Raw genomic sequence first — 10,571 nt, 5'->3', positions numbered from 1 at the left:
TCAGGTGTTAGCGAAACGGCATGCCGTCTATCAGCAGGCAAAAGCCAAGCATCCTGAGCGTTGGGCTAAAGAAACGCGTGACTGGACACCTGTTAGTTCAGTAACACTCAATCCAAGCAGCTCAGAAGACAATCAACGAGGCGGTCAAAAAAGTGCCGCTTAATTAGAAAATCTGGTCAACTACCTTGAAATCTACCGATATATCTTTTCCTTTATTGGTCTGGATAGGAGTAAGTCACTATTTATTGGTGCTTTTAAGGTAGAGGGCTCTCGCTACGACAACGAGAAGTATTACTACGATCTACAAGAAGTAGATAGCTTTAAAGATTACAAGGATAGGGTTGTAATTGATTGGGGAGGAGCTGCTATATCGTGGCACCAATGGGTAGAAAATAACGATAAGGAAGTTCTGGAAGTGCTACCAAAAGGATACTTAGGCACCTTTCCGGGGCTACTCAACTTTGTTCTGACGTTCGATGAGTTAAACGTGCTCATTAATAACCAGGATGCTAACCAAGACTGGTATTCACGTTTGTCTGCAGTAAATGGTATTTATTTGATCTTAGATACAAACCCTGATGCTGAAGCTCAGCATTATGTCGGCGCGGCCTATGGAGAGGAAGGGGTCTGGCAGCGCTGGAAAAGCTATGTGAAAACGAGACATGGCAACAATAAACAACTCAAAGAGCATTGCGAAAAAAACTCTGATTACCACAAGGGACTAAAATTTACGTTGCTACAAACACTACCTGCAAACCTTGATAAAGAAGATGTCATAGCGTATGAAAATCTATACAAAGAAAAGTTAGGCTCTCGAGTAGTTGGTTTAAATAGTAACTAATGCATTTAAAATGGAGCAAAGGAGAAACACCTTTGCTCCTAATGATCTATCAGTTGCTGTGATAAATTGTACTCATAAACGTTCGTCTAAGTACGCTTGATAATCAGGGATTTGAACATCCACCTCTTGGCCAAATAGCGGCGACGTGATCAGAAAGCGTGCGGTTGAGCGATTGGTGGCAACGGGAATATTCCAAACCGTGCTTACGCGGAGTAGCGCTTTGACATCCGGATCGTGTGGCACGGCATTGAGCGGATCCCAAAAGAAAATCATCGCATCAATTTTTTGTTCAGAAATCATCGCCCCGAGTTGCTGGTCACCCCCCATGGGGCCGCTGATTAACGGGGTGATTTTTAATCCGGTTTCTCGCGCAAGAATATGCCCGGTGGTGCCGGTGGCATACAGCTCATGCTGACTCAGTATCTCTTTATTTTCTTGTACCCACTCGCTCAAGGCGCTTTTGTAGTGATCGTGCGCCACTAACGCGACGTGTTTACGCGCAAGCATGGTCCGAGACGTTTGCTTCATACCCATTATCCCTCGTTAACAAGGTGGTTGCTATCAAACTGCCTACCGCAGCATTTACCGAAGCCTAAATCAATCCGGCGATGAAATATAGCGCCTAACTGACAAACTCCGACGGTCACTTGTCAGAATTATCACATTATCAATAAAAAAATAGCCAAGCACATGAAATAAAATCTATTTTTTCACCCACTTGTTAATCAAGCACGCAAAAGTAGCGCGACAACCCATCCAAGTAGCAACAAAAAGGCTACAGTTAGGTAATCAGGCAATGGAAGTGCCTAGTCATGCAGGAGTGTTTATGAGCAAGGAGTACGCGTATGTGGGTGACACTGGATTTTGAAGCATCCGGTTTGTCGTTAGTGTCTTACCCGATTGAGGTCGGGTACGTGTTACCAAGTGGTGACAGCCATAGTTTTTTGATTGACCCTTCCACCGCCAGTGGACATTGGCACCACTGGGACAATGAAGCCGAAACCCGAATTCATGGGATCTCGCGTGAACGTCTTTTTAGCGAAGGGATCAGTGTTCTTGAAGTATGCCAGCATCTCAACCAGACCCTCGCGCCTTTTGAACATGTATTGTGCGATAGCCAATGGGATCTGTTCTGGATGGGGCGACTTTATAAAGCCTGCTATATGCGTCCTTCATTCACCTTAATGGAGGTGAATCAATGGCTAAAAAAGCACAGCGATCTGGATCGGCGCGATTTTAGTCGCGAAATGGAGGCACTGGGGCCGACGCCGCATCGAGCAGAGGACGATGCGCGGCAAATTCGTCGCGCCCTTGATAGCTTGTTAAAATAGCTTGCCTTTTAGCTTACTCGTGGGATGTCATGACAACACCTTTTACCCTTAGGTTCGCGCAATTCAACCTCTCTCTAGCCGGGCGTCAGGCTGGTGACATTAAAGCAAAGATGCTAGCGCCTGCCCCCAGCCGACAAATTAAAAATCTCGCCGCAACCTTACAGCGGGTGCGCCCCGATGTGGCGGTGCTTTGTGAATTCGATCATCCGGGCAACGGTGGCGACGATGGTGCGCTCGCCACATTTTGTGAGCGTCACCTGGCCGAATCGCAACACGGTGACACGCCGATTGATTATCCGTATCGCTACTTGCCCGCCACCAACACGGGGTTAAAACTCACGGTGCCGGTCAGCATGCATCAACGATTAAATCGAGCCCAGCAATGTCATGGCTTTGGCGACTATCATGGCCAGTTTGGTTATGTGATTTTATCGCGTTACCCCATCGAAGACGATGCGATTCGCACGTGGCAAGACTTCGCGTGGCATCAGCTTCCTCAGCATCAAATTCCCGCGGACTACTACACCGAACAGGCACAAACGGCGCTACGCCTCGCCTCGAAAAACTTGGTGTCAGTGCCGATTTTGGTTGGTGATAAACGAATACAGGTGGTGGCGTGTCATCCCACACCGCCGGTGTTTGATGGGCCAGAAAAGCGTAACTGGCGGCGCAACAGTGATGAAATTCACCAACTGATTGGCCTTTTGGATAATGCCGATTGGCTGGTGGACGACAAGGGCGCTCACGGCGGGCTTTCTCCTGAGACACCGTTTGTGGTGATTGGCGATTTAAATGCGGATCCGAGCTATGGTGATGGGGACAAGCAAGCCATTGGCGCCTTGCTTCACCATCCGCGGGTGCATCCCGAGGTTGCAGTTGGGGCGCAGGTGCCAAAAAGTGACGCGGCACAGTTTCATGTGTTCCGCTTTATCGATGGCAAAGGGCGGGCCATCGCTACCCATAACGGTGGGTTACGCCTCGATTACGTCCTACCTTCGCGAGAGCTAGCGGTGCAAGCCTCTGGCGTATTTTGGCCGGCGTCTGATGATGCCGATTACCCACTGATTTGTGATAAAAACGGCCAAGAAAATGCGCGTGCCCACTCCGATCATCGTCTTGTTTGGGTCGATGTGGCGCTGAGTTAGCGAGGCTGCGTGTCCAGTGCCACGCCTTCACGCTGACACGCAACTTCTGCAAGGCGCTTAGCTTGTTCGTCAGGTTTTAAAAAGCAGCAGGTTGAGCAATAACTGTGATCATCGACGGTAAAGATCCGGCAGCAGCCGCCGCGCAGACGGAAGCTATGGGTTTGCAGCACGGTTTGGGTATCGTTTGGATCGTAGACGGTCACATCGTGAAAACCACTGCGCTTGCTATAAAGTGGGGTGCCGCGTTGATGGACGATCGATAGAGCTGCGTCACGCGCGGCCTGTTCACAGTCACGATGTTTACCCACCATCAAAAAGGCAATACAGATTGAATCGGCAACCACTTTCCAAAGTGGCCCTTCACGCATACCACTTTGCTCGGCAACCGCATCGACGATCGGCGAAAAGTGACGTAACAACGCGCCGTGCAAAATAGCCTGCCAATCTTCTGCCGCTGGCTGTTTCCAGCCAATCAAGGCATTGAGGTAAAAATGTGGCTTGTGATAAACAAGCTCTTGGCCATTGGGTTTAGTGACGCGGGTAGGTTCGTATTTGACCTGCCAATTATCCAAGTCCAGTGATGGTATCTGCCCGCCTTGTAGCCAGCTGGCCAGCACGGGCAGCAAAAACTCATAGGCATAAGCGCCGATAAAGAGCGTGCCTTGGGCGCGGTTATCTGCGTCGCCATAGGTGGCGTTGACGGCGGAAAAACACTGCGTCAATCCGTGCTCAGTCGTGAGCTGTTCTTGAAGTGACGTGCCCACTACATCATCAGGGATCACAGACAAGCCTAAAACAGAAGGGAAAGGGGCGAGTGCAACCGTGGTGGGCAGGCTTAACACATCAACGCTAGGATCGGCCGCGTTCATCAACACTCCTTTATGATAGGCGATCAAAACGCGAAATTTAGCATGTGCAGCAATCAATTGTAAGAGTGATTCGCATTTAGGCGTGCGAGCGGCGAAGATGGCACGAATAACACGCCAAACTTGAGTGGATGGAGTTTGAGGGAAAAGAGGCGAAAACCCGCCTCTCAACACTCACCGCCATTATGCGGTTGAAGGAGGTTGAACTTGATAGCGTCCAGGCTTGTGGTTCATGGCGAGCACGAGGTTGGTGGTGATCGCCGCGGCGACCGATAAGGCAATCAGCCATGGGTCAACGACCATCAGTGACAACACCACAATCGAGCAATCCAGCGCCATTTGCACTTTCCCGGCGCGGATGCCGAATCGTTGCTGTAAGAACAGCGCTAAGGTGTTAAACCCGCCCAAACTGCATTGATGCCGAAACATCACCAGCATGCCCATACCAATGAGGCCACCGCCAATCAAAGCGGCATAGACGGGATGAATACTTTGAATGGTGAGCACGTGATGTAAGTGATCAGCACAGAAAGACACAATGCTGACGGCGACCAAGGTACTTAAGGTGAAGCGTTTACCCATTTGGGTGTAAGCGAGCCAATAGAAAGGTAGGTTGATCACGAAGAAAAGCTCACCAAAACTAAAGTCGGTGACACGTTGTAAAAAGAGTGCCAGCCCAGCGGTACCGCCGGTGAGTAGGCCTACTTGGTTGAAAAAGAAGATGCCAAGTGACACCAGACTACTACCAATGAGTAGCGCGAGTGCGTTTTCACGCTTGGAATGATTTTTATCCATATTTGCGTTCTATCCCTATTAAAACGACCGCTACACCATACGCCGTTGGTTGAATAGGTCGAGTCAAACGCCTGTTTGATAACAAGTGGATAACAATCCAATGCGTACATTATCATTTACGTTGTGGTTTTGATCACGATAAAAGTGTGTCGCTACAGACCAAAGTCTAATCTACATTGTCTACAATCTTATTCTATTCTGGCTCTATTGAAGTTTATAGGCGGTTTTTATGTCTTTATTGTCGACAAGTGACCAGGTTCTCGATCAGCACACGCAATTGGCGCCAGCTGAGTCACGTGAGCCCACCAAGTCAGCCAGCCTGACTGAACAGCTTATCGAGGCGATTGTCACCGGTACCTATCCAGCGGGCACCAAAGTATCGGAAGCGGGGTTAGCTGCTGCATTTGGCGTCAGCCGAGGCCCACTGCGCGAGGCGATGATGCGGGTCGAAGCCTTGGGGTTGGTCGAGCGCGTCCCTCATGTCGGTGCGAGAGTCGTGACACTCACGCATCGACAATTGGCTGAGATTTATGCGGTGCGAGAAGCGTTAGAGGGCATGGCCGCAAGACTGGCGTGCGCGCACATCACCGATGCGGAAATTGAGCAGCTCAGTGCGGTGCTCGACACCCACCATGCCTATATCGAGCGGGTGGAGGGGGCGGCCTACTTTCATCAACAAGGCGACTTTGATTTTCACTATTGCATCATCAAAGCCAGCCATAACCACAAACTGATCAATCTGTTGTGTGGTGAGTTGTACCACCTATTGCGAATGTATCGATTTCAATCGCCCCGAGCGCATTCTCGCCCCCAGCAAGCGCTGCAAGAGCACATGCAAATTTTAGCGGCAATTCGTGAGCGCGATGCCGAGTTGGCCGAAATGCTGATGCGTCGTCATATTCAGCGCAGCCGCCAACTGATTGAACAGCAAATAGCAGATTGAATAGCAACTGACGAATTAAAAATAGTGCGGTGGTAAGCCCCGCTAAGCCACGAATTTACAAGGAGAATACTATGAGTGCAGGTGCACGTTTTCGCCAAGCGGTGCGCAGCAATATTCCGCTGCAAGTCGTCGGCACCATTAACCCCTATTGCGCCATGATGGCAGAGCGAGTAGGGCATCAAGCCATTTACCTGTCAGGAGGTGGGATTGCTAATGCCTCTTATGGCTTACCGGATTTGGGGATCACCACGCTTAACGATGTGTTGGAAGATGTCCGCCGGATCACCGCAGCGACAGACGTGCCCTTGCTGGTGGACATTGATACCGGTTTTGGCGGTGCGCTCAACATTGCCCGTACCGTTCGTGAAATGGAACGAGCCGGCGCGGGCGCGGTGCATATGGAAGATCAAGTGGCGCAAAAGCGCTGCGGTCATCGTCCCAACAAAGAAATTGTCAGCCAAGCTGAAATGGTCGACCGCATTAAAGCGGCGGTGGACGCGCGCACCGATCCTAAATTTGTGATCATGGCCCGCACCGATGCCTTGGCGGTGGAAGGCATGGACAGTGCCGTTGCCCGCGCCAGAGCATACGTAAAAGCGGGAGCGGACATGATTTTCCCAGAAGCCATGCAAACGCTCGAACAGTACCAAGCCTTTGTCGAGCAAGTAGAGGTGCCGGTACTGGCCAATATCACCGAGTTTGGGCAAACCCCACTGTTTACCAGCCAAGAGCTGGCGAGCGTGGGAGTCAGCATGGTGCTGTATCCGCTCTCTGCGTTTCGCGCCATGAACCAAGCCGCCCTCAATGTGTATCAACACCTACTGGATGATGGCCACCAAAAAAACGTGGTCGACACCATGCAAACCCGTGATGCGCTCTATGACTTCTTGGGCTATCACGCCTACGAACAGCAATTGGATCGCCTATTTGGCAAAGAGTGATCACGGACGCACACCCACGGTGTGAAAACGTCGGTTACACCACTGGAATTATCATCACGTTCACGGATTCATGCAGCGGTTGAATCTGATGGCATCAAAGGAAAGGAGCCAATCATGACAAATGTCGCCGTCGCACCTAACGAGAAACCAACCTCTGGCGCAGGCCTGCGTGGTCAAAGTGCCGGCACCACCGCCTTGTGTACGGTCGGGCAAACCGGCACTGGATTAACCTATCGTGGTTATGACATTACCGATTTAGCCAATCACGCCCAATTTGAGGAAGTGGCTTACCTGCTACTCAAAGGTCAACTCCCCAATCGCCAAGCACTGGCTGACTACACCGAAACCTTGGTTGGCAAGCGGGGATTACCTGACGCCTTAAAAGCGGTGTTGGAACGGATCCCGGCCAATGCGCACCCCATGGATGTGATGCGTACTGGCTGCTCGATGCTGGGTAATTTGGATCAAGAAACCGATTTTAGTGAGCAAACGGATAAAACCGATACGCTGTTGGCGATGTTACCGGCCATTATCTGCTATTGGTACCGCTACTCGCATGATGGCGTGCGGGTCGATACCTATCAGCCAGAGGTGAAAAGCATTGGCGGTTACTTCCTGAAAATGCTCACTGATGAAACGCCGTCGCCACTGCATGAATCTGTGATGCATTGCTCGCTGGTGCTGTATGCTGAGCATGAGTTCAATGCCTCGACCTTTACCGCCCGTGTGTGCGCGTCCACCTTGTCTGATTTGCACTCTTGCATTACCGCGGCCATCGGCAGTTTGCGCGGCCCATTACATGGCGGTGCCAACGAAGCGGCAATGGCGATGCTGGAACAGTGGCGGTCGCCTGACGAAGCCGAAGCAGGGTTAATGCAAATGCTGGCCAACAAGGACAAAGTGATGGGTTTTGGCCATGCAATTTACCGCGAGTCAGATCCCCGCAATGCCCTTATTAAGCATTGGTCGAAACAGCTGGCGCAGAACGCACCAGACGCTTGGCTTTATGATGTGTCTAAGCGGGTTGAGCAGGTGATGAAGCGCGAAAAAGGCTTGTTCCCCAATGCCGATTTTTATCATGCGTCGGCCTACCACTTTATGGGGATCCCGACCAAATTGTTTACCCCGATTTTTGTGATGAGCCGAGTAACGGGCTGGGCGGCGCATGTGTTTGAGCAGCGCGCCAATAACCGCATTATTCGCCCCAGTGCCGATTACGACGGCCCTGAACACCAGGATTGGCTACCTATCGATCAGCGCCCCTAATCGGCGCGCATTCACCCGATTGAAATTACAGAAGGAATTGACCATGAGCAACAACGTAGAACTGAACCAGCGCCCGGATCCCGATGCGTTATTGGTGCAAATTGCCGATTATGTCGATAGCACGCCGATTGAGTCGGCGGAAGCCTACAACACCGCGCGTAACTGCCTGATAGATACCCTAGGCTGTGGCTTGCTGGCGCTACGTTTCCCTGAATGCACCAAACACCTGGGTCCACTGGTGCCGGGGACGACTGTGCAACATGGTGCGCGTGTGCCGGGCACCTCCCACGAGCTTGATCCGGTCACTGCCGCGTTTAACATCGGGTGTGTTATTCGCTGGCTCGATTTTAACGATACTTGGCTCGCCGCCGAGTGGGGCCATCCGTCCGATAACCTAGGTGGCATTTTGGCCACTGCCGATTATTTAAGCCGTGTGGCCGTGTCCGAAGGCAAACCGCCGCTTACCATGCGCGATGTGCTGACTGCGATGATCAAAGCGCATGAGATCCAAGGCGTGCTTGCTCTTGAAAATAGCTTTAACCGCGTCGGGCTCGATCACGTTTTACTGGTGCGCGTGGCGTCGACGGCGGTGGTCACCAAAATGCTGGGCGGTAATCGTGACCAGATCATTGATGCCGTTTCACAAGCGTGGGTCGATGGTTGTGCGCTGCGCACCTACCGCCATGCGCCGAACGCCGGGTCACGCAAATCGTGGGCGGCGGGCGATGCCACCTCCCGTGCGGTGCGCTTGGCGATGATCACCATGAAAGGTGAAATGGGCTTGCCGTCGGTGCTCAGCGCACCTAAGTGGGGTTATTACGATGTGCTATTTAACGGCAACGCTTTTAGTGTCAAACAAGACTTTGCCAGCTATGTGATGGAAAACGTGCTGTTCAAGATCTCCTTCCCAGCAGAGTTTCATGCCCAAACTGCGGTAGAAGCGGCGGTGACCTTGCATTCACAGATGAAAGACCGCGTGGATGAGATTGAACGTATTGAAATCACCACCCATGAATCGGCCATTCGCATCATTTCTAAAGAAGGGGAGTTGGCTAATCCGGCTGACCGTGACCACTGCCTGCAATACATGGTGGCAGTACCGCTGCTATACGGCAATCTAGTGGCCGAGCACTATGAAGACGCTTTCCATCACGCCGATCCGCGTATTGATGCGCTACGGCAAAAAATGGTGATCAAAGAAGACCCACGCTATAGCGCGGAATACCTAGAAGCCGACAAGCGCTCGATTGCCAATGCGATCCAAATCTTCTTTACCGATGGCAGCCACACTGAACAAGTCGCGGTGGAATATCCGATTGGTCATCGCCGTCGCCGCGAGGAAGGGATCCCTGTGCTGGAGCAAAAATTCCGCTCCAACTTGGTAACTCGGTTCCCGCAAGCACAGAGCGATAAAATTGCCGCCTTATGTAACGACCAGGCCGCGCTGGAGAAAACCCCGGTGCACGAATTTATGTCGCTGTTTGTGATTAACTAAGCACGTTCTCAACACGTTGCTTGCTAACTCATCGCTCGCTGATCGCGGGCGATAAGGAGCCGCTTATGCAAGAAGCCAGTTATCAACACCACGCGGATTGGGCTAGCCGTGATCCCGAGGGATTTCGGCAGGCACAGGCCAAACAGCTCGATTGGTTTACCTTTCCTCAAACCATGCTTAGCAAAGACGACAATGGCATTGAGCGCTGGTTTGCCGATGGCACTATGAACACCGCGTATATGGCACTCGATGCCCATGTCGAACAAGGCCGGGGCGAGCAAACCGCGCTGATTTACGACTCACCGGTTACCGATAAAAAAACCACCTACACCTATGCGGCGCTGCGTGACTATGTGGCGAAAGTGGCGGGCATGCTGGCAGGGCTAGGGGTTGAAAAAGGCGATCGCGTGGTGATTTATATGCCCATGATCCCAGAAGCAACCGTAGCGATGCTCGCGTGTGCACGGCTTGGTGCTATTCATTCGGTGGTGTTTGGTGGCTTTGCCCCGAACGAGCTGGCGGTACGGATTGAAGATGCGGAGCCCAAAGCGGTGCTCACCGCCTCATGCGGGATTGAAGGCGAGAAAACCTTGGCGTATAAGCCGATGGTTGATCAAGCCATCATGGACAGCCGCTACAAACCCGACCATGTGGTGGTCTATCAACGTGCAATGTGCCGCGCCAATTTAGACAACCCGCGTGATGCCGACTGGGCAGCGTTATTGGCTGAAGCAAAGCCTGCAGCACCGGTGCCCGTCAATGCTACGGATCCCTTATATATCCTCTATACCTCCGGTACCACGGGTAAACCCAAAGGCGTAGTACGTGACAATGGCGGCCACGCGGTGGCGATGAAGTACAGCATGAGCGCGATTTATAACGTCAAACCCGGTGAAGTGTTTTGGGCCGCGTCGGATGTCGGCTGGGTAGTGGGGCACTCGTATATTG

Annotated in this window: 11 protein-coding genes; 8 read left to right on the top strand and 3 right to left on the bottom strand. The window is 51.9% G+C overall.

The features are described 5' to 3' along the window. Nucleotides 1-415: 415 nt before the first annotated feature. Complete coding sequence (locus BZG14_RS13340) at nt 416-841, top strand: GIY-YIG nuclease family protein (RefSeq protein WP_077608962.1); 426 nt, start codon at nt 416-418, stop codon at nt 839-841. 72 nt (nt 842-913) lie between these two features. Here BZG14_RS13340 and BZG14_RS13335 read toward each other — a convergent pair whose 3' ends face one another. Continuing rightward, entirely contained in the window at nt 914-1,369 is a 456-nt protein-coding gene (locus tag BZG14_RS13335; protein ID WP_077608963.1) for a methylglyoxal synthase, read from the bottom strand. Between the two features lie 317 nt (nt 1,370-1,686). Between BZG14_RS13335 and BZG14_RS13330 the strand changes: the two genes are divergently transcribed. Next, nucleotides 1,687-2,172: a hypothetical protein gene (locus BZG14_RS13330; protein WP_069362819.1), complete on the top strand. Its 486-nt coding sequence runs from the start codon at nt 1,687-1,689 to the stop codon at nt 2,170-2,172. 29 nt (nt 2,173-2,201) lie between these two features. Next, entirely contained in the window at nt 2,202-3,317 is a 1,116-nt protein-coding gene (locus BZG14_RS13325; RefSeq protein ID WP_077608961.1) for an endonuclease/exonuclease/phosphatase family protein, read from the top strand. On the opposite strand, the gene BZG14_RS13320 is transcribed toward BZG14_RS13325, so the two are convergent. Continuing rightward, nucleotides 3,314-4,186, bottom strand: a complete 873-nt coding sequence (locus tag BZG14_RS13320; protein ID WP_077608960.1) for a (2Fe-2S)-binding protein — start codon at nt 4,184-4,186, stop codon at nt 3,314-3,316. The two genes, BZG14_RS13325 and BZG14_RS13320, sit on opposite strands and share 4 nt — an antisense overlap. 180 nt (nt 4,187-4,366) lie before the next feature. Then, on the bottom strand, nt 4,367-4,978 hold the full coding sequence (locus tag BZG14_RS13315) for a YitT family protein (protein WP_077608959.1): 612 nt from the start codon (nt 4,976-4,978) through the stop codon (nt 4,367-4,369). 229 nt (nt 4,979-5,207) lie between these two features. Between BZG14_RS13315 and BZG14_RS13310 the strand changes: the two genes are divergently transcribed. From BZG14_RS13310 to BZG14_RS13290, 5 genes are all read left to right on the top strand, one after another. Continuing rightward, entirely contained in the window at nt 5,208-5,921 is a 714-nt protein-coding gene (locus BZG14_RS13310) for a GntR family transcriptional regulator (protein WP_077608958.1), read from the top strand. Nucleotides 5,922-5,992: 71 nt separating this feature from the next. Next, nucleotides 5,993-6,862 (top strand): methylisocitrate lyase, encoded by an 870-nt coding sequence (gene prpB, locus BZG14_RS13305; protein ID WP_077608957.1) that lies wholly within the window; start codon nt 5,993-5,995, stop codon nt 6,860-6,862. 114 nt (nt 6,863-6,976) lie between these two features. Next, nucleotides 6,977-8,128, top strand: coding sequence for a bifunctional 2-methylcitrate synthase/citrate synthase (gene prpC / locus BZG14_RS13300; RefSeq protein WP_077608956.1), 1,152 nt, complete (start codon nt 6,977-6,979; stop codon nt 8,126-8,128). Between the two features lie 43 nt (nt 8,129-8,171). Beyond that, nucleotides 8,172-9,623 carry a bifunctional 2-methylcitrate dehydratase/aconitate hydratase gene (locus BZG14_RS13295; RefSeq protein WP_077608955.1) on the top strand — a complete coding sequence of 484 codons (1,452 nt, stop codon included), beginning with the start codon at nt 8,172-8,174 and terminating at the stop codon, nt 9,621-9,623. 65 nt (nt 9,624-9,688) lie between these two features. Then, the coding region (locus tag BZG14_RS13290) for an AMP-binding protein (RefSeq protein ID WP_158011757.1) at nt 9,689-10,571 on the top strand (883 nt) is incomplete at its 3' end.

The sequence above is a fragment of the Salinivibrio sp. IB282 genome (assembly GCF_001995685.1).
Classification (GTDB): Bacteria; Pseudomonadota; Gammaproteobacteria; order Enterobacterales; family Vibrionaceae; genus Salinivibrio; species Salinivibrio kushneri.
The sequence above is the reverse complement of the archived record's forward strand: the minus strand, read 5'-3'. Positions and strand labels throughout refer to the sequence as shown.

What these genes read in the sequence shown, in the direction of transcription:
- BZG14_RS13335 (WP_077608963.1), bottom strand. Translation starts at nt 1,369, where the DNA reads ATGAAGCAAACGTCTCGGACCATGCTTGCGCGTAAACACGTCGCGTTA.
- BZG14_RS13330 (WP_069362819.1), top strand. Translation starts at nt 1,687, where the DNA reads ATGTGGGTGACACTGGATTTTGAAGCATCCGGTTTGTCGTTAGTGTCT.
- BZG14_RS13325 (WP_077608961.1), top strand. Translation starts at nt 2,202, where the DNA reads ATGACAACACCTTTTACCCTTAGGTTCGCGCAATTCAACCTCTCTCTA.
- BZG14_RS13320 (WP_077608960.1), bottom strand. Translation starts at nt 4,186, where the DNA reads ATGAACGCGGCCGATCCTAGCGTTGATGTGTTAAGCCTGCCCACCACG.
- BZG14_RS13315 (WP_077608959.1), bottom strand. Translation starts at nt 4,978, where the DNA reads ATGGATAAAAATCATTCCAAGCGTGAAAACGCACTCGCGCTACTCATT.
- BZG14_RS13310 (WP_077608958.1), top strand. Translation starts at nt 5,208, where the DNA reads ATGTCTTTATTGTCGACAAGTGACCAGGTTCTCGATCAGCACACGCAA.
- prpB (WP_077608957.1), top strand. Translation starts at nt 5,993, where the DNA reads ATGAGTGCAGGTGCACGTTTTCGCCAAGCGGTGCGCAGCAATATTCCG.
- prpC (WP_077608956.1), top strand. Translation starts at nt 6,977, where the DNA reads ATGACAAATGTCGCCGTCGCACCTAACGAGAAACCAACCTCTGGCGCA.
- BZG14_RS13295 (WP_077608955.1), top strand. Translation starts at nt 8,172, where the DNA reads ATGAGCAACAACGTAGAACTGAACCAGCGCCCGGATCCCGATGCGTTA.